This is a genomic window from Arthrobacter sp. fls2-241-R2A-200 (assembly GCF_030209745.1).
GTDB lineage: Bacteria > Actinomycetota > Actinomycetes > Actinomycetales > Micrococcaceae > Arthrobacter.
The window spans coordinates 108,644-126,400 of the sequence record NZ_JARVRJ010000011.1 but is presented as its reverse complement, the minus strand read 5'-3'; the positions used below and the strand labels follow the sequence as shown (position 1 = coordinate 126,400).

Sequence of the window (17,757 nt, the reverse complement as noted above, 5' to 3'; positions counted from 1 at the left end):
TCCTTGTGATCTAGGGGTTTTCTTTTTGCCTGTTGGCTAGAACCCCAAATTTGTTGGCGAGAAACGGCATAGACAGGGGAGCGAGTTGGCTCAGCACGAGGACAGAACGGAACAGAGGGAACGAGCGGGGGAGTGGGCGGCGCCAGAGGATCGAGAGCTACCCAGCGGCTACCCTGCTTACCCTGCTGATGGATGGCAGGACTCGGACTCAGCAGAATATTCGTCCTGTGGCTAGCATCCGTACCCGCGAGCTCAAGAAGGGAACGTCGTACACCGTCAACTGGCGGGACCCTGAGCAAGGCCTAAAGTCGCGCACCTTCGATGACAAAGACAAAGCGCAGGAGCTCAAAGACTTCCTTGACGCCAACGGGAACAGCTTCAAGCTGGCCGCGAAGGCGAAGGTTCGCAAGGACTCTACAGCGCCACTGGTGTCCGAGGTGGTGCAGCGGCACCTTGACATGCTCCGGAAGCCGCAGCCTGGCACCATCGCTAAGTACCGGCGCATGGCAGCCGGCCACATCGACCCAAGCGACCTCGGGAAGACGCCCGTGGACAAGGTCACTAAGGCCGCTGTCATCGACTGGCTCGACCAGCTGAAGGTCCTGAAAGGCGCTAACCAGAAAGTAGGGGAGCCGCTATCACGGAAGTCCAAGCAGAACGTCCACGCGCTGCTGTCCGCCGCATTCGTCACTGCCATGGACCTCGAGCTGATGCAGCGTAACCCCGCCAAGGGTGTAGCCGAAGCCGACCTCAACGAAGCACGGGAAGCTGTATACCTCTCTCCTGAAGATCTTGTGATGCTGGCTGAGCGCATCAACCCGCACTACTCACTGTTCATCCGGTTCCTCGCCGGTACTGGTCTCCGCTACTCCGAAGCCACCGCGCTCCGGAAAAGGGACATCAGCATCCGCCAAGGCCGTGCAGCCGTACGCGTTGAGCGCGCGTGGAAGTCAGTGGGCAAAGGCGAAGAGATCGGGCCGCCGAAGACCAAAAAGGCCAGGCGTACGGTCACCTGCAATGCAGCCCTATCCGAAGACCTAGTTGAGCATATGAAGCCGCTGGGCATGGATGAATTCGTGTTCCAGCAACCCGATGGCCAGTACATCCGCAACTCACGCTTCCACAAAGAAGTGTGGCAGCCGCTCATGGTCGAACTGTTAGCCGACGGAAGTCTCGACCGAAAGCCATGGATTCACGAGATTCGGCACGCCCACACAACGCACCTGCTGGACGCCAACGTCCCCGTGCACGTCGTACAGGCTCGACTAGGGCACGAAGACCCACAGACCACACTCCGCGTCTACGCGAGGCTGTCCAAGGCATCAGACGCCGCGGCCGCAGACGCGCTCGGCTGAGGTAGACTCGTTGGCGAAGAAGGCCCAGGACCTGTTCAGATCAGGTACGGGGCCTTCTCTTGCGTCTTCTGCGAAGGCATTTTATGCGGTCACGGTTGATGGAGCTGCCAGTCGCTCCAACCCCAGCCTTTGACGCTCTCGCCGGCGATGAGGCGCGATACCACTTCGGGAGAATATACGTGGTGTACGGGCCAGTGTCACATGGGACCACCCCAACAATCAATCATGGCGTCGATGAGCCTGTCGGCGGCATCAGGCACGATGTAAGGCTCGCCACCGCGGGACTCCCGCGGTGCGTTCCTGAACGTCAGAGGACTTGACTGTTCGGTTTTGTGGATCGTGGCCATACTCAATGCTAGCTAACTTTTGCGGCGGCGGCCTTGATGGCGTCTCGCATCTTTTCGTAGACGGCGGGCACGTGGTGGAAGGGGGCGAGGCCCCATTGGTGCTTCGCGGCAGCCACGGCGACGTCCTGGCCCACGGTGAAGACGTTCACTCCGCGCTCACGCAGCGAGTCCAGGTATCGCTGGTATGTCCGGTTCCAATATCCGGAGGACATGCCGCGGTATTGAAGCCCAGTCTGTCCGCTGTCGGCCGTCTCGGCCCATTCGGGGGCAAGCACAAGCAGTGGCTTCCGTGTGTCCGCGATCCTTTTCAGGACGATGTCAGACGCCTTCTTCCAGAGTTCGAAGTGCTCGTCCGTGCCGAACTTGATGAGCCGAGGCTGGGTTTCCTGCTGCTGTAAGAGCTTGCTCTCTTCGAGTTCCCATGTCTGGGTGATGTACGTGCCCGGCGCCAGCTCATAAACCCCAAGGCGCTCGTCTACGAGGTCAAGGACGAACACATCCGCCTTCGATCCCGCTTCCTCGATCAGGGTGAGCAGCGAGGATCGGATGTCATTTCGGACGCATTCATTCTGGAACTTCGACTTCAGCGCGCTCTCGCCCCTGAGAACGCCGCGGGGTGAAGCGGCACTGATCATGCTCTGCCTGGCCACGTACTCGACAATGGTCCAGTCCTCGCCAAGGAACGGCTTGGTGTCGCGCGAGACGCAGCTGCCATAGATGAAAATACCCGGCAAAACAGAACCCCCAAGAAGTGACAGTGAAGAAATCACCCAAGCCTAACAAAGCCCGAAGGCGTCCATAGTCACGATGCGTTCCGGACGCAAGTCACGTTTCGTCTAGCGTATGGAGATTCGGGTATCTTTTTCTGATGGGGCAAATTGAAAACCTTGAGGACAAGCGGGCCTACGCGCAGGACATGGGCTTCGGCTTCTGCGAACTGTGCGCGGAAGTGTTCATCTACACTGGCAGCAATGACGCGCAGGATCACCCCTGCCCGTCACGGCCACGGGTGATCGATCCAACGAAACACAACATCACGAAATATGCGGGCGTTGACCTGTTCCTGAAAAAGGAAACCATCCCGCCCGGCTATCAGATCATCGTCGAGAATGGCTTGCCGATTGACGTCATCGCACAGAATCGCGGGTCTGACACCACAGTCGTATTCTTCCAAGGCGCCATCGATAAGACGTGGACACTTCCAGCTTTCGGCGGGATGGGTGTATCCAAGGACGTCCCCGTGAACAGGGTGTTCATTTCGGATCCGAGCCTAGTTCTTACTGACAGGCTGAATCTGGGATGGTTCGTTGGGAACTCCCGGATGAACACACAGCAGCATCTGCTTGCCATCATTCGACACATCGCGGACGTGTGGGGAGATCAGCGATTGGTGTTCTTCGGCGCATCAGGCGGAGGCTTCGCGTCGCTGTTCTTTTCAGCGCATTTCCCCGGCTCCCTGGCCATTGTCTCTAACCCTCAGACCGACATCGCCAAGTATGAGCTCCCGGCCGTCGAACGCTTCGCCGAGGTTTGCTACGGTGTGACCGGCGAAGACCCCATGAGCCAGCTACCCGACGGCGCCACGACGAACCTAGTCGATCTGTACCGGACTCCTCGGGGCAACACTGTGGCCTACATGCAGAACAGCGCCGACTTCGACCACGTCGAAGATCACCTGAACCCGTTCCTCGCAGCATCGCATCCGGAAAACAAGATCTACGTCCTGATGGGCGAATGGGGCGAGGGCCACGTTGCGCCCCCGAAGGATGTGCATGTGCAGGCGCTCAGCGTCGCGGCGAGCCAAGACTGGGCGGACGGGTTCTCGAAGATGGGATTTGTACCCGCGGCATCTAACTGACAAACGACAAAAGACCCCCACCCGGTGGAGGGTGGGGGTCTTCTGTTGCGGTTAGACGGCGAGCAGGCCAGGGTTGCGAACATCAATAGCGCCACCAGACACACGCCCGAACTCGAATCGCAGGGTTGTGCTTCCCGTCGTGGGGATGGACAGTGGTTGCCTGACGGTCACCCAGTTCGTTGAGGCCGGCAGGGTCACGTCCTTGGTTACCTCATAGGTCGCTGACGATGTGGTGTCTACGAGGTGGACCCTTACAACGGCTCCGGCTGGTGCGCGGAACTCTGCGTAAGCTTCACGGGTTGACCCCTTAGCGTAGGCGTGTGTGTCGAACGCGATGCTTTGGCTGAGGACACCGCCCGTTGTTGTGGAGGCGATGTTACCGGCGACTGTGTAACCTGTTGTTCCGGCGTACCGGGCAAGTCCGTTGATGAATGCGGGGTCCCGGATGAGGTTGTGGCGGGTAGTGCGCGACGGGTCGGCGTGGAGCATCCCCGTCACGGTGAGGATCATTGCCCGCCCAGCGTCACGCTCAGCGACCATGTAATCCAGGATCTCACCCAACACGCTTGTCGTGATGTTGGACGAGCCGAAGTCCACGGTGTTGGGGTGCAGCATGAGCACGGCCCCGGTGCCGGTGTCCTGCGCTTGGGATAGGACGCTGATAGCTGACGCCGATGTGGTGAGGTTGTCCAGAAGGTACGACTGCCAGCCGAGTGTCTGCCCGGATGCGAGGGGGTTGATCACACCGCCGCCGCCGTTCGCAGCGGCGTAGTTGTACATCACCAGCCGCCCGGCTTCAGTATTATGCCAGACGCTCGGATCTGCGAGGTTGTTCGTGAAACCACCCCAGAACGCGCCCGTCGTGCCCGGAACCATCATGCCCTTCAGCCGTACTTTGGGCATCTGGGTTTCCATCTCGGTGCGGGAGTCGAGCGTTTCGTGTTCCAACGCCCGTGCGCCGACTGCTTCTTGATGGGACCAGGAGTGGCCGTGTGCCTCGATTCCGTTATTGAGTACGAGGTTTTGCACGTCAGCCCAGCCGTAACCTGTGGACGTGTCGCCCGTGTATCCGGGCTGGGGGTTGAACTGGTTCACGAAGTGGGCCATGGACGCGGGGATGCCGCGTGCTTGAAGCATGGGCAGCACTTTAGTCATCATGCCGACCATGTTGTGATCGAACCGCAACGCTGGGTAAGAGGCTCCGAGACGACGCCCCAATGACCATCAATGACCTGGAATCTGTTTGCGCCGCGCTTGGAGAGGATGTCCAAGCATTCTTCATGGCCGCTCTGGAAGCTGCGAAGCAAGCAGAAGAAGGCCGCTGAAACCACAAATCAGGCCCCGCCCTCGAAGACCGGGGGTGGGGCCATTTTCTTGCCAAGATTATGTTGGCGCTGGCCAACAAGTACTGAACGGGTTAGGGGAGGATAGCTAAGGAAACCCCTAGATCATGCGGAGTACAGCTCAAACTGATGTTCCGAAATATAGCTGTACGGGTTTTCAATTCCCCCCATCTCCACTATGTGTGATGAGTCGAGACATGCTTCACGGATGAGTCGAGTCATCGGTTACACCCCGGTCTTCGGACCGGGGTGTTTTTCTTTGCCCGGATTCTCTAGGTTGGTAGTTTTTGGCACCAGGACCCTAGCCATCCGGAGCCTTTACGCGTTCACCCACGGCGTACCGAAATCCGGACTAGCTGCTCCCACGTGATCGTTGTACTGGGTAGGCGCAGGCCGACAAAGACCCGGCGGCTTGGCCAACGGTGGCAGGAGAAATGTGATGAGCGTGGAGCCGGAGTTCACAGAGCCGGAGCTGGACGACGATCTTGCTTTGGACGCGTATTCCCGCATAGTCATTCGTGTGGCAGAGACTGTAACCCCCCACGTCGCGGCGATCGAGATGACCAGGGTTGGCCGCCGCGGGGAGATGCGCGTAGGAAGCGGCTCCGGTGTCGTCTTTACGAACGATGGGTTCCTGTTGACCAATGCACACGTGGTCGCCGGCACCCAATCCGGCAGGGCCGTGTTCGCCGACGGGAAGCACACAGATGTGGAGCTGGTGGGAGCGGACCCTTTGTCCGACCTTGCAGTGCTCCGTGGCCACAAATCCACTCCACCGCCGGCATTCCTGGGAAACGCCGATACTTTGCGGGTCGGCCAGCTGGTAATCGCTGTGGGCAACCCTCTCGGGCTCGCCGGATCGGTGACAGCCGGAGTAGTGAGCGGCTTGGGTCGATCGATCCCGGTGCGGGCAGGAGAGCACAGGCGGGTCATTGAGGACGTCATCCAAACTGACGCCGCCTTGAACCCGGGAAACTCAGGCGGAGCATTGGCCGACACGCGGGGCCGCATCGTCGGGATCAATACCGCCGTCGCTGGCCTCGGGCTGGGACTGGCGGTGCCGATCAATTCAACAACACAACGGATTATTGCCTCGTTGCTGAAGGATGGCCGGGTGCGCCGCGCATACCTTGGTCTGGTGAGCACCCCTATACCGCTGGATGCCAGCGCGGTGGTTCGGACCGGCCAGAAGGAGGGCTTGCGGGTGGTTGAGGTGATTCCCAATTCTCCGGCGGAACTCTCCGGACTCCAGCCGGGCGATCTCGTACTCCGCGCCCAAGGCCGGGCGGTGTCAAGCGCAGAGAGCCTTCAGAAGCTTCTGTTTGAAGACGCAATCGGCGAGCCGTTCCCGCTAACTGTGCTGCGGGACGGCAGGAACCTGCAACTTGTAGCTGTTCCGTCAGAGATGGGCCCGATCGGCTAGGCCCGGCTTTCAGGAACGTCCACGACGCCGACGAAACGGCTACCGATGCCCTCATATTCACTGCGCACTTCGCCGCGGAACAGCTCGGGCAGTTCACTGTTGCGGTGATGGCCGCAGAACACAAAGGAAAATTCAGGCCACCACTTTTTAGGGCGTGCGGCCTCTGAGTAGCCACACACGGCACAGGTTAACTGGACCCAGACCGGCCGCTTGCCGGTACGGTTGGCACGTGACTGCACCAACCAAGCCGGGGGATTGTCCTGAAGATCCCGCAGCTCAGCCTCGGTAAGCTTGGAGGGGATGCCGTGGCGCTGGGCCATTTCCATGGGTATGTCGAGGGCCAAAGCGGCGTCACGTCTGCTAATCACCATCCAACGATACGGGACTGCGGCGGCGTAGGCTGTGCACATGACAGACGCAGCGGCCGTGCTGCCGAGGACCCCGCTCCAAAAGCGCGTACTCGTCGTGGCAATTGTGGCCTCATTCATAGCCATCCTGGACGGTTTTGTGGTCAACCTCGCTTTACCCGCGATTGGCCGGGAGCTGGGGGGCGGCTTAGCCATTCAGCAATGGGTTGTGGACGCTTACCTGCTGTCCTTGGGGTCGCTGATCCTCGTGGCCGGTTCCCTCTCTGACCATTTCGGGAGGGCGCGAATTCTTGAATGGGGTTTGGGGGGCTTCGCCCTGACATCCATGATGTGCGGCTTTGCATGGAACGGTGAAGTCCTTGTGATTTCCCGGGCACTGCAAGGAATCGCCGGCGCCCTTCTGGTTCCCAGTTCGCTGGCCATGATCATCACCTCCTTTGCCGGGCCCGCTCAATCGAAAGCAATTGGTCAATGGTCGGGGTGGACCAGCGCGGCAGCCATCGTGGCACCCCTGATCGGCGGGGTCTCCGTGGACTTGGTGTCTTGGCGGGTCATTTTCTTCATCAACGTCATTCCTGCGGCTGCCATCTGGCCCGTGCTCGTTCGACTCCGGGCATCGGATACCGCACGGGACAAACACACGGGAATCGACTACACGGGCGCAGTCTTGGCGATGATCGGACTGGGCGGCCCTGTGTATGCGTTCATTGAACAGGGCCGTTTGGGATGGGGGAGCTGGCAGGTGTGGGGGCCGCTCCTGGTGGGAGCCATAGCATTGGCGTTCTTCCTGGTCCATGAAGGGAGAACAACCGACCCGATGCTGCCCCTGAGGCTCTTCGCTATCCGGAACTTCGGCTGGGGAAACCTCGCCACCTTGGCTATTTATGGCGCCATTTCCCTCGGTTTCTTCGTGCTGGGCATCTACCTCCAGCAGGTGGGCGGCCTGAAGGCCACAGTGGCCGGCATCGCTCTGCTCCCGGGCACGGTCATCCTGATGCTCACTGCATCCTATTTCGGCGGGCTGGCCGGAAAATATGGCCCGCGGTGGTTCATGACCGCCGGCCCCGTGTTGTGCGGTATCGGCTTCCTCTTGTGTTTGTCGGTTCAGGAACCACTCAATTACTGGACCCAGGTCCTCCCGGGACAGATAGTCTTCGGCGTCGGTTTGGCAACCCTTGTGGCTCCGCTGACGGCGGCGATCCTCGGCGCTGTGCCTTCGGAAGAGGCAGGAATAAGCTCGGCCGTGAACAACGCGGTGGCCCGCATTGCAGGATTGATCTGTATCGCTTTCGCCGGACTCATTGTGGGGCCGGTCTTCACGCGGCAGGGCCTCCTCAACGCGTTGGTTGTGACTGCCGTGCTGTTCTTCGTGGGAGCTGCGGCTTCCGCCGTCGGGATACGAAACCCAACTCCCGGTCCGGTGACTGCCGACGGCGGTGACGCCGCTGCCGCCTGAGCGCCGGACGTCCGACGTCGGCAACGCTCAGCGAGCGGGAAGAACGCATCCTTCGTGTGGCTCAAGGCTTTGGACCCAGAGGGCCGAGGTGACCTCATCTGCCAAATCGAACTCGGACCGCTGCGCGCCGTCACCGATGCGCACCACCATAGCGCCACCGAAGGGTTTTCTTCCCACCACTTCGACGCGTGCGTCCAAGGTGATCCCCTCGGCTGCCAGGTAACGCAGTAGATCGGGGTTCTCATCGCTGATCCTGGTGATACGGCCCGTATGCCCATGGTCTAGTTCGATCATTCGCATGGCAGAGGGGAGTTCAACGGAGCCGTCCGGCCCCGGAATCGGGTCACCGTGCGGATCCCGCGAAGGGTGGCCCAGCTTGGCGGACATGCGCTCAATAAAGGTATCCGACACCGCGTGCTCCAGCAGTTCGGCTTCGTCGTGCACTTCGTCCCAGCTGTAGCCGAGCTCCTCCACCAGGTATGTCTCAATGAGCCGATGCCGGCGAACCATTGATAAGGCCAAGCGCGTGCCTTGCGGCGTTAGAGTGATCGCACTGTAAGGCTGGTGGTCCACCAGGCCTTGGTCTTTGAGCTTCCGGACCATTTCCGAGACTGAGGAGTTGGCCACGCCCAGACGCAGCGCGAGCTGCGAGGAAGTGATGGGGGTGTCCTGCCACTCCGTGTAGGAATAGACCACCTTGACATAGTCCTCGATCGAGGAGGAGGGCGCACTGGTCTTCACGCATCCAGCCTACAGCGGCCGCGTGCTGTCCAGCTTGTGCGCCCGCCACGAGTGGGTGAGGTACGGCAACGGTAACGTCTCTTCCCGCCGGTGGCCCAGGTGCTCGTAGAGGTACCACTCAAGGTTGGCCATCACCTTTGCGCGGGTCGCTGCGCCAGCGCGAAGGTAATAGCTGCGTGACTTGGTCAACTCCATGATGTCTGCCGGCGTCACCCTGTCCTCCCACATGGTCAGATGGCTTTCGAGACCATCAAACTGCGGCCCGATGACGGGCCGAAATCCGGGTTTGTGAACGTCTCCGGCGTGCATGATCCGGGAAAGCCGGTGGACCCAAGGAACAGAGGTGTCCAACTGGTTCCAGACCAGCCCCAAGACTCCCTGCGGCCGCAAAATCCTGGCAATCTCCGCACTGGCCGCAATAGGGTCACACCAGTGCCAGGCTTGGGCAACGCTGACGACGTCGAATGTTGAGTCCGCCAGCCCTGTCGCCTCGGCGGTTCCTTCCACTGCTGTGACCGAGGGATGCGATTTCCGGAGTTGGTGGAGCATGTCAGCCGAGGGATCCACCGCGACGACGTCCAGCCTGCGTTCCAAGAGGAGCGCAGTGAACTTCCCCGTACCGGCGCCGATATCTGCCGCCGTTCCTGCCCCTTCGGGAAGCAACCACTGGAGCGCGTCCTGCGGATAGCCGGGACGAACACGATCATAATGTTCGCCGCCGTCCTGGAAGCTCAAGCCCATCTCCTGCCGGCGGGCGGCGGCGAGCTTCGGGCCGCCCGGCCCGGCAGGACCAACTGAGCCGCCGGTAGCGCCGGTGTGAAGCACGGCCACGCCTATCTCCTTCACAGGATGCAAAAGTACCCTACGAATTTACCCTAGGACGGTCCGTGCCCCGGAACCGGCTCAGTCAACGGAACCGGCTCAGTCAACGGAACCGGCTCAGTCAACGCTGCAGGGTGCAGCGCCCGCGGTTCCCGGAGTGTTGGGTGCCCACTCGGGGTAGGTCCGGTGGTCGTTCGCGGGAATCCACCGGCCTTCGTCAACCACGTAGTCCCAGCCAAGGCCGTTGCGCTTGAGTTCCCTGATCCCGGCAAGGAGCCGCGCGGCATCCTCGAGCCGGGAGCCGACGCCGAAGCTTGCGCGAAGGGACCCGGAGGGCAGGCCGAGGCGCTTGAGCAGCGGGTGCGCGCAGAACCTGCCGTCGCGTAGGCCGACGCCGTGCTCGGCGGCCAGGAATGCTGCCACAAGTCCGGCGTCGAACCCTTCCACGGAGAAATTGACGACGCCGATGGTGTCCTCGGAATCAGTGAAGATCCGATGCACGGTTACGCCATCGATGCCTTCCAACCCCTCTATGAGGTAGGAGCGGATTGCTGCCTCATGGGCGTGCCATGCGTCTTGGTCCAGGCCGGCCAGAACCTGCGTTGCACGAGCGAGGGTGGCAGCGCCCAAGACGTTGGGGGAGCCGCCTTCGTGCCGTGCAGGACCGGTGGCCCAACTGACCGAATCCAACCGGGCTTCGCGTACCGCCCCGCCACCTGCGAGGTGGGGTGTTCCGGCGTCGAGCCAATCAGGGCGGCCCACCACAACGCCTGCCCCAAAAGGCGCATAAAGCTTGTGACCGGAGAACACAAGGTAATCCACATCCGCTTGGGTGATGTTTATGCGCCGGTGCGGAGCCAGTTGGGCAGCATCAACCACAATCCTGGCGCCGTGTTCATGGGCAAGATCCGCAAGTTCCGCGACGGGAAGGATCTCGCCGGTCACGTTCGATGCGCCCGTCACGGCAAGCAGCGATACCCCTCCCTGGCTGAGCTCGTTCCGGAGCTTGTCCACGGTGGCCGCAAGCGTTGCCTCGGCAACGACACTGCGGTGCGGAACACCTTGCCATGGGAGCAAATTGGCGTGGTGTTCTATGTCGAGGTAGAGGACTTCCCCAACGAATTCACCATCCACTTGTGGAAGGCAGCCTGCCAGCAGGTTTAAGGAATCTGTGGTGTTGCGCGTGAAGATGACGGAATCGTCCGGGCGTCCGCCAACGAATTCTCGGACGACGTTCCGGGAGTTCTCGTAGACCGAAGTGCTGATCTGGGAGGCGTAGCCGGCGCCCCGGTGGACGCTGGCATAGTACGGCAGAATCTCATTGAGATAGGCCGAGACAACCGTCAAGGCCGGCGCAGAGGCGCCGTAGTCCAGGTTTGCATACCGTGCGTGGCCGCCCTGAATCAGCGGCGCCTGCAATTCTGCCCCTGTGACTGCGGCGAGGGGGCGGGCTGCGAGGACGTTGCCAGCTGGGGTGTTGGATGGGGCTGCGGGATTTAACGTGACAGTACTCATGGGACCTCACTCAAGAGGGACCCCGGTTGGGGTCGCGCTTGCCGAATCCGTTCCGGACCGGCCAGGTCGTCACCCGGGGCACCCCACCGCGAATGGAGGGTTGCCGGCCAGCAAACCGGGGTTTTGCGCTGGCACTCGTGACCTCTCTCTAGGCTAGGGCACCCCGCGCAGGGCTGACAAAGCCACCGCAATTGTTAAGCGCTTTGTTACGTTTAGGACGAAAAATGGGACGAACGGCGAATATTACGACGGCGGACGCCCGCTAAGTGGGGCGCCCGCCGTCGAATATTTGGTCAAAGCCGTGTGCTACCGCCGGAACGTACTCCGGTAATGAGCGCTCGCTAGAGGAGATCGTCCAGAGCCGGGTTCAGCGTTTTGAGGACCTCCGAATGCAGGATCGAGTTGGTGGCTAACGCGTTGCCGCCAAAGGGCCCGTCCTCACCTTCCAAGGAGGTGAAGCGACCTCCGGCCTCGGTAACGATCGGAACGAGCGCTGCCATATCGTAAAGGTTCAATTCCGGTTCGCAGGCGATATCAACGGCGCCCTCCGCTACCAGACAATAGGACCAAAAGTCGCCGTAAGCGCGGGTGCGCCAAACCTCCTCGGTCAACCCAAGGAACTCATCAAGGTTGCCTCGCTCTTTCCATCCGGACAGACTCGAGTACGACATGGAGGCGTCGGCCAGTCGTGAAACGTTGGAAACCTTCAGGCGCGTGGCAGCTGCCAGGGAGCGCCCCATGTAAGCACCCATATCTTTTGCGGCCCACCAACGCTTGCCGAGTGCCGGTGCGCTGACGACGCCAACTACCGGTTCCCCCTCATCCACCAGGGCGATCAACGTTGCCCAGACCGGCACGCCGCGGACAAAATTCTTGGTCCCGTCGATGGGATCGATGATCCAACGGCGCGATCCATGGCCGCTGCTGCCGAATTCTTCGCCCAAAACCGCATCACGCGGGCGGGAGCGCGACAGTTGGCCGCGGATAGCTTCCTCAGCGGCCTTATCGGCGTCCGTGACGGGCGTGAGATCGGGCTTGGTTTCGACTTTCAGGTCCAGGGCCTTGAAGCGGGACATTGTCTGGGAGTCGACGGAATCCGCGAGGACGTGCGCAAGGCGCAGGTCGTCGTTGTAGGTGGAGACGGGTTGGGTCATGCCACCAAACTATCCTGAAACGGGTCCTCTCGCCGGGATGCCGTGACGGACTCGGGCGGGATTAGTTGACGGTACCGAGTTCCTTGGCTTCTTTCGCTTCCAACCGGGGGTCTGCGCCCAACAGGCGGCGAAGGGAGGACAAACGGGCCGGACCCGAAGGTCCGGCATTGCCTTCGCTAACCCATGGGTCGAGGCCGCAGTTGATGGCTGTCGCATCATGCTTGCAGCCCCGCTCACAGGCCTCAGTACCCGGTTCCAGGTCCGGGAAGGAGTGCAGTATCCGGTTCGGGTCCACGTGGGCCAGCCCGAAAGAGCGGATGCCGGGGGTGTCGATGATCCAACTGCCGGAAGGAGCGTCGCTGAGCCGCAGCGCCAGGGCTGACGACGACGTGTGCCTGCCCCGGCCCGTGACTGCATTCACCCCGCCGGTGGCACGCTCAGCGCCCGTCAACGCGTTGACCATGGTGGATTTGCCTACGCCCGAGTGACCCAGCATCACCGTCACCTTGCCGTGGAGGTGGGTCCTCAGCTCGGACACGGCGTTCCTGTCCAAGCGGGCAGACAATCCGTCGTCAGACCGTGCGTCGATGCCTCCGGCAGCCGAGTCCGCCGTCTTGCTGATGATGACCGGAAAGCCAAGGCTCACGTAGTTGGCCAGAAGTTCAGTCGGGTCCTTGACGTCTGCCTTGGTGATCAGCAGCAGCGGCTCGATCCCGGCGTCGTACGCAGCTACCAGGGCGCGGTCGATAAACCCGGTACGGGGCTCTGGGTTGGCCGCGGCGACCACCACCACCAACTGGTCGGCGTTGGCCACCACTACCCGTTCGATGGGGTCGGTGTCGTCGGCGCTGCGGCGCAGGAGGGTTTTGCGCTCCTCGACGCGAACCAGCCTGGCCAATGTGTCCGGCAGCCCGGACACATCGCCCACCAAGGCGACAAAATCCCCTGGCACTACCGGGTTGCGGCGGAGCTCCCGCGCGCGGGCGGCGATGACGATGCGTTCCTCAGGGGTGTCTTCACCAACGATCGAGGTATACCGTCCCCGGTCCACCGTGATGATCCTGCCGATGACCGCGTCATCGTGGCTGGGACGGTCTTTCGTCCGGGGCCTTGAACCTTTTTTGTTGGGACGGATCCGGACATCGGACTCGTCCCAGGAGCGTGCATCGCGGCCCATAGTCAGTTGCTGGCCCCGTTCGAACCAGCAGACTCAAGCATCGCGGCCCACATCGTGGGGAATTCGGGCATCGTCTTGGATGTTGTGGCGATGTCCTCCACCTGGATGTCCTCGACGGCGAGCCCGAGGATGGCACCGGCGGTGGCCATACGGTGGTCCGCGTAGCTGTGGACAATTCCGCCGTGCAAAGGGGCGGGCCGGATGATGAGCCCGTCCGGTGTTTCCTCTGCGTCACCGCCCAGGCGGTTGATTTCAGCCACAAGGGCCGCCAACCGATCTGTTTCGTGCCCACGGAGGTGCGCGATACCCGTCAAGCGGGAGGGGGTGCTTGCAAGGGCGCAGAGCGCGGCCACCGTGGGGGCGAGCTCGCTGGTTTCGTGCAGGTCCACGCCGAGGATCCGGGTGCCGCCGGTGACGGTCAGAGTTCCGTCCTGGAGGGATACGGTGGCACCCATGGACGCGAGGATGGAACGCCATTGGTCCCCGACTTGGGTGGTACCCGCGGGCCAATTGGGAACCCGGACTGTTCCACCTGTGGCCAACGCCGCTGCCAGGAAGGGGCCGGCATTGGAGAGGTCTTGTTCGATCCGCCGGTCAAACGCCTGGATGCTGCCCGGCGAGACGCGCCAGTGGTTGGGCACGGAATCATCCACGGTCACTCCCACACTCCGCAGGACCTCGACGGTCATCGCGATGTGGTCAAGGCTGGGCACGGGCTTTCCGACGTGCTCGAGGTGCAGGCCCTCCGTGAATCGCGCACCTACCAACAGCAATGCCGAGACGAATTGTGATGAGGCGCTGGCATCGATGACCAAGTGACCGCCGCGGACCTCACCAGTGCCTTCCACCGTAAACGGCAGTGCCGACGGCGTCCGGCCCTCCACAGGGGCTACCTGCACGCCAAGGGCAGCAAGTGCTTCGATGATGGTTTCCATGGGCCGCTTGCGGGCATGGGGATCGCCGTCGAATACGGTCTGGCCCGCGCGAAGTGCGGCCAGCGGTGGCACAAACCGCATCACGGTTCCGGCCAAACCGCAGTCGACGGCGCGTGGGGCGGCAGCCGTTGCGGGATCCATCGGCGTGACCTCGAGGTCAGGGCCGTAGCCGCCGTCGCCCGGTACTTCGGTGACTACGGCACCCAACTGCCGGAGGGCCTGGATCATGAGGGCGGAGTCCCGGGAATGCAGGGGAGAGCGTAACCTCGACGGACCATCCGCCAATGCCGCCAACACCAAGAACCGGTTGGTGAGGGACTTCGAACCCGGCACGGTCACCGTCGCATCCACAGGCCGTTTTGCAAAAGGAGCCGGCCAGAGCGGAAGTTCTGCGGAAGCTTTCGAGGTTCCGGCGTCAGCCACGCCGACGCCGGTTGCGTCCGGGTTCGTTGTATCGGATTTAGCGGATGTGGTGCCGGTCATGCTTCCTTATGCTCCAACTGCGTTGTCAACGACTCGACGGACAGCCTTGTCTGTGCGCTTGAACTGCTTGCCGGTGGCTTTCCGGGCATCGGCTGCCGCGTGCCCTGCACGCCAAGCCAAGCCTGGACGTCCCGCTGTGTCTACGGACGCCAGGAGGGCCCCGCCGGTCAAGGACACGTTGCGCAAAAGCTGTGACTTGCGGGCGCTGCGTCCTTCTTTGGTGCTGATGTCCGCCGAACGCCATTCGACGTAGGAGTTAAGCGCCGACGTCACAGCTAAAAGGGTCGCGGCAAAGCGGGAGACCTTGCCAAGTCCCAGCAGCGCTCCGGCGCCGAGCTGGGCGCCCCCGAGAACCCGTGCGAGGGTCTTCTCGTTGGCTTTGAAGGGCAGGGACTCTGATGCCCGGCGAAGAATGGGCGAGAGTTGCTTGGCGGTGTCGTCCGCGTTCTTGAGCTTGTCCAGGCCGGCGATGACGAAGCTGGACGCGAGCATAGGCCGAGCGAGAAAACGGATAACAGACATATCTTGCCTCCTGGGTGGCGTGCCACACGGTTCGATGAGTGGTGTGTTCATGGGGTGCAGTCCGCTCTAGTCTTGCACCTTTGAGGAATATTTACCCAGCCCACGCGGTTGTGATCATCAGGTGCGGTGAAGACCGGACTGCGGCGTGGTGTTGCCGCCTTGGTGAATGGAGTTGGTTTTTTGACTTTGGTTAAGGACCGCGTGGTGCTTCCGGAGCAGGTGTACATGCGTCAGCCGGTTTCTCCGCAGCTGACAGTAGACTTGGCATCGATGAGCACCATTGAACCGGCCGCAGCGGCCACCTATGAAGCAGCCGACTCGTCGTCGGAAGACAACTCTGCAGTCGAGCCTTCCCAAGAGGGCTCCGCGGCGGTCGACGTCGCCATGGAAAGCCCCGAACAACGCCGGGCGCGCTTCGAACGTGACGCCATGCAGTACGTGGATCAGTTGTATTCGGCAGCGATGAGGATGGCCCGCAACCCGTCGGACGCCGAGGACCTGGTCCAGGAGGCTTACACCAAGGCATTTTCCGCTTTCCACCAGTACAAGCCAGGCACCAACCTCAAGGCCTGGTTGTACCGCATCCTCACCAACACCTATATCAATCTTTACAGGAAGCGGCAGCGCGAGCCGCTGCAGTCCAATTCGGACACGATCGAAGATTGGCAACTGGCCAAGGCTGAATCGCACACCTCGGCAGGCTTGCGGTCCGCCGAAGTCGAAGCCTTGGATCATTTGCCGGATTCAGACGTGAAAAACGCCCTTCAGTCGATTCCGGAGGAATTCCGCCTCGCCGTGTATTTCGCCGACGTCGAAGGATATGCGTACAAGCAGATTTCAGAGATCATGAATACCCCGATCGGCACGGTGATGTCGCGCTTGCACCGCGGCAGGAAGATGCTGCGGGACATGCTGGCGGACTACGCCGCCGAACGGGGCTTCAGGGCCCAAACCGAAGATCAGGCCGCGGCCGGAAGCAACAATCAGGAGAAAGAGCAATGAGCGACTGCCAGGGATTGGGCGATTGCGATGATACCCGCATGCAGCGGATCTACGAGTACCTCGACGGTGCATTGACCCGCGAGGATCTGGGGGAGATCAAGCAGCATCTGGACACATGCGCCGAGTGCGCCGAGCAGTACGACCTCGAGTGCCTCATTCGCACCATGGTCAAGCGTTCGTGCACGGAGTCGGCGCCGGAGAACTTGAAAAACTCCATTCTGGATAGGATTCACTCCATCAAGTCAGTGGATGCTTAGGCCGGGCTTCCCGCTTAAACGTCAAGAGCCCCGGAAACCGTATGGTTCCGGGGCTCTTGCTTTAAGCCTGAGACGCTAAGCCGTTGGCTTAGGTGTTGGGACGCTTGCCGTGGTTCGCGCCGCCGCGCTTACGGTCACGACGCTTACGTGCACGCTTGCTCATAGCTGGCCTCCTTCAAGGATTGATACTCAATAAAGCTGCCCTCCAGTTTCGCACACCCGGGTGCTGCGCCGCGAACCGGCGGTGGTTGGCCTGCCGCGCTTAGGCACTTACCGCAGGTCGAAAGACGCCAGCGTGCTATTCCGGTTGGGCGATATTGAGCCACTGGAACCAGCCTCGGTGCAGTACGAGCCAGGCAATCAAGCCATAGCCGGCCTGGCCTGGCGTTCCGCCGTTGGCAGCCAGATCCGTCCGCCATTGCTCATGGTTGAGTAATGGCGAGAACGTATCCACGTAATGGTGGTTGCGCCTGGTGGTGACATCGGCGAAGGCGGTGTTGAGTTCCGCGAGCCGCTTGTTCCGTGCAGGATCCAACGTGGGCGGGGGACCCACCACGAAGACTTCCACACTGCTGTGCGACGCGCCGTCGAGGATGTTTGCCAAGTTCAACCGGCTCCGGGCAGTGGACAAACCGAACTCGACATCGCGGCCGGAGAGGCCGATCACCAATCGGTTCTCGTGTCTGTCGCTGAACCGCCGTCCGGCTTCATCCTGCCATCGCGCGGCGAGGCCTTCGGTTCCTTCCATGGGGCAGGGGAGGGAAAAGCTCTCCACGACAACAGAATCCTGGGGTGTACGGGCAAGTACTCGCCCGAGCCAACCCAAGGCACGGGGATCGCCCAAGCCCGCCAGCAGTTCATCTCCTACAGCTGCGATGCGCAGCTTCCTGTCTTCCACGGTTACCTCTTCACCCTCGTTACGGTCCTTGCGCGATCCCGGGATCACCACCCAAGCCTGAGCCGGGTACCAGTCCCATTAAACAGAACTGCCCGGCCTGA

At 61.7% G+C, this 17,757-nt stretch carries 18 protein-coding genes and 1 riboswitch; of the genes, 6 read left to right on the top strand and 12 right to left on the bottom strand.

The genetic code is table 11. From position 1 onward, the window contains the following. Positions 1-227: 227 nt before the first annotated feature. Positions 228-1,355: a tyrosine-type recombinase/integrase gene (locus QRN42_RS13825; RefSeq protein WP_284979721.1), complete on the top strand. Its 1,128-nt coding sequence runs from the start codon at positions 228-230 to the stop codon at positions 1,353-1,355. 355 nt (positions 1,356-1,710) lie between these two features. On the opposite strand, the gene QRN42_RS13820 is transcribed toward QRN42_RS13825, so the two are convergent. Next, entirely contained in the window at positions 1,711-2,472 is a 762-nt protein-coding gene (locus QRN42_RS13820) for a DUF6270 domain-containing protein (protein WP_284979720.1), read from the bottom strand. 98 nt (positions 2,473-2,570) lie between these two features. Here QRN42_RS13820 and QRN42_RS13815 point away from each other — a divergent pair, with 98 nt between their 5' ends. Then, positions 2,571-3,560 (top strand): hypothetical protein, encoded by a 990-nt coding sequence (locus QRN42_RS13815; RefSeq protein ID WP_284979719.1) that lies wholly within the window; start codon positions 2,571-2,573, stop codon positions 3,558-3,560. 51 nt (positions 3,561-3,611) lie between these two features. Here QRN42_RS13815 and QRN42_RS13810 read toward each other — a convergent pair whose 3' ends face one another. Then, positions 3,612-4,718: a polysaccharide deacetylase family protein gene (locus QRN42_RS13810; protein WP_350224883.1), complete on the bottom strand. Its 1,107-nt coding sequence runs from the start codon at positions 4,716-4,718 to the stop codon at positions 3,612-3,614. A gap of 624 nt (positions 4,719-5,342) precedes the next feature. Here QRN42_RS13810 and QRN42_RS13805 point away from each other — a divergent pair. Continuing rightward, a complete protein-coding gene (locus tag QRN42_RS13805; protein ID WP_284979718.1) occupies positions 5,343-6,326 on the top strand; it encodes a S1C family serine protease in 984 nt (327 codons plus the stop codon). Here the strand turns inward: QRN42_RS13805 and QRN42_RS13800 are convergent. Next, positions 6,323-6,697 (bottom strand): hypothetical protein, encoded by a 375-nt coding sequence (locus QRN42_RS13800; protein ID WP_284979717.1) that lies wholly within the window; start codon positions 6,695-6,697, stop codon positions 6,323-6,325. The two genes, QRN42_RS13805 and QRN42_RS13800, sit on opposite strands and share 4 nt — an antisense overlap. Before the next feature lie 31 nt (positions 6,698-6,728). Between QRN42_RS13800 and QRN42_RS13795 the strand changes: the two genes are divergently transcribed. Beyond that, positions 6,729-8,150: an MFS transporter gene (locus QRN42_RS13795; RefSeq protein ID WP_284979716.1), complete on the top strand. Its 1,422-nt coding sequence runs from the start codon at positions 6,729-6,731 to the stop codon at positions 8,148-8,150. A 27-nt stretch (positions 8,151-8,177) separates the two neighbouring features. On the opposite strand, the gene QRN42_RS13790 is transcribed toward QRN42_RS13795, so the two are convergent. The 7 genes from QRN42_RS13790 to QRN42_RS13760 all read right to left on the bottom strand — a co-directional run bounded on the left by QRN42_RS13790 (position 8,178) and on the right by QRN42_RS13760 (position 15,499). Then, positions 8,178-8,891: a metal-dependent transcriptional regulator gene (locus tag QRN42_RS13790; RefSeq protein WP_284979715.1), complete on the bottom strand. Its 714-nt coding sequence runs from the start codon at positions 8,889-8,891 to the stop codon at positions 8,178-8,180. Between the two features lie 9 nt (positions 8,892-8,900). Beyond that, the gene (locus tag QRN42_RS13785) at positions 8,901-9,632 is read right to left on the bottom strand and encodes a class I SAM-dependent methyltransferase (protein WP_284979789.1); all 732 of its coding nucleotides are present in this window, start codon (positions 9,630-9,632) and stop codon (positions 8,901-8,903) included. A gap of 198 nt (positions 9,633-9,830) precedes the next feature. Then, complete coding sequence (locus QRN42_RS13780; protein ID WP_284979714.1) at positions 9,831-11,228, bottom strand: aminotransferase class V-fold PLP-dependent enzyme; 1,398 nt, start codon at positions 11,226-11,228, stop codon at positions 9,831-9,833. A gap of 29 nt (positions 11,229-11,257) precedes the next feature. Then, positions 11,258-11,371: riboswitch (SAM riboswitch) on the bottom strand. 198 nt (positions 11,372-11,569) lie between these two features. Continuing rightward, positions 11,570-12,382 (bottom strand): histidinol-phosphatase, encoded by an 813-nt coding sequence (gene hisN, locus QRN42_RS13775; RefSeq protein WP_284975314.1) that lies wholly within the window; start codon positions 12,380-12,382, stop codon positions 11,570-11,572. Between the two features lie 61 nt (positions 12,383-12,443). Beyond that, positions 12,444-13,559, bottom strand: coding sequence for a ribosome small subunit-dependent GTPase A (rsgA, locus tag QRN42_RS13770; protein WP_284979713.1), 1,116 nt, complete (start codon positions 13,557-13,559; stop codon positions 12,444-12,446). 2 nt (positions 13,560-13,561) lie between these two features. Continuing rightward, positions 13,562-14,977: a 3-phosphoshikimate 1-carboxyvinyltransferase gene (gene aroA, locus QRN42_RS13765; protein WP_284979712.1), complete on the bottom strand. Its 1,416-nt coding sequence runs from the start codon at positions 14,975-14,977 to the stop codon at positions 13,562-13,564. 6 nt (positions 14,978-14,983) lie between these two features. Then, the gene (locus tag QRN42_RS13760; protein WP_284975317.1) at positions 14,984-15,499 is read right to left on the bottom strand and encodes a DoxX family membrane protein; all 516 of its coding nucleotides are present in this window, start codon (positions 15,497-15,499) and stop codon (positions 14,984-14,986) included. Positions 15,500-15,679: 180 nt separating this feature from the next. On the opposite strand from QRN42_RS13760, the gene QRN42_RS13755 reads away from it, so the two are divergent. Both QRN42_RS13755 and rsrA read left to right on the top strand, forming a co-directional pair. Next, positions 15,680-16,501 (top strand): sigma-70 family RNA polymerase sigma factor, encoded by an 822-nt coding sequence (locus tag QRN42_RS13755; RefSeq protein ID WP_284979711.1) that lies wholly within the window; start codon positions 15,680-15,682, stop codon positions 16,499-16,501. Then, positions 16,498-16,758: a mycothiol system anti-sigma-R factor gene (gene rsrA, locus QRN42_RS13750; protein WP_284975319.1), complete on the top strand. Its 261-nt coding sequence runs from the start codon at positions 16,498-16,500 to the stop codon at positions 16,756-16,758. The genes QRN42_RS13755 and rsrA overlap by 4 nt, the downstream gene beginning before the upstream one ends. Positions 16,759-16,846: 88 nt before the next feature. Here the strand turns inward: rsrA and QRN42_RS18085 are convergent, their stop codons facing one another. Both QRN42_RS18085 and QRN42_RS13745 read right to left on the bottom strand, forming a co-directional pair. After that, positions 16,847-16,921, bottom strand: coding sequence for a 50S ribosomal protein bL37 (locus QRN42_RS18085; RefSeq protein WP_369299106.1), 75 nt, complete (start codon positions 16,919-16,921; stop codon positions 16,847-16,849). Positions 16,922-17,056: 135 nt separating this feature from the next. Beyond that, entirely contained in the window at positions 17,057-17,656 is a 600-nt protein-coding gene (locus QRN42_RS13745) for a GDSL-type esterase/lipase family protein (RefSeq protein WP_284975409.1), read from the bottom strand. Between the last annotated feature and the right edge of the window lie 101 nt (positions 17,657-17,757).

Coding starts and splice junctions, on each gene's coding strand:
- QRN42_RS13815 (WP_284979719.1), top strand. CDS start 2,571: ATGGGGCAAATTGAAAACCTTGAGGACAAGCGGGCCTACGCGCAGGAC.
- QRN42_RS13810 (WP_350224883.1), bottom strand. CDS start 4,718: ATGATGACTAAAGTGCTGCCCATGCTTCAAGCACGCGGCATCCCCGCG.
- QRN42_RS13805 (WP_284979718.1), top strand. CDS start 5,343: ATGAGCGTGGAGCCGGAGTTCACAGAGCCGGAGCTGGACGACGATCTT.
- QRN42_RS13800 (WP_284979717.1), bottom strand. CDS start 6,697: ATGGTGATTAGCAGACGTGACGCCGCTTTGGCCCTCGACATACCCATG.
- QRN42_RS13785 (WP_284979789.1), bottom strand. CDS start 9,632: ATGGGCTTGAGCTTCCAGGACGGCGGCGAACATTATGATCGTGTTCGT.
- QRN42_RS13780 (WP_284979714.1), bottom strand. CDS start 11,228: ATGAGTACTGTCACGTTAAATCCCGCAGCCCCATCCAACACCCCAGCT.
- hisN (WP_284975314.1), bottom strand. CDS start 12,382: ATGACCCAACCCGTCTCCACCTACAACGACGACCTGCGCCTTGCGCAC.
- rsgA (WP_284979713.1), bottom strand. CDS start 13,559: ATGGGCCGCGATGCACGCTCCTGGGACGAGTCCGATGTCCGGATCCGT.
- aroA (WP_284979712.1), bottom strand. CDS start 14,977: ATGACCGGCACCACATCCGCTAAATCCGATACAACGAACCCGGACGCA.
- QRN42_RS13760 (WP_284975317.1), bottom strand. CDS start 15,499: ATGTCTGTTATCCGTTTTCTCGCTCGGCCTATGCTCGCGTCCAGCTTC.
- rsrA (WP_284975319.1), top strand. CDS start 16,498: ATGAGCGACTGCCAGGGATTGGGCGATTGCGATGATACCCGCATGCAG.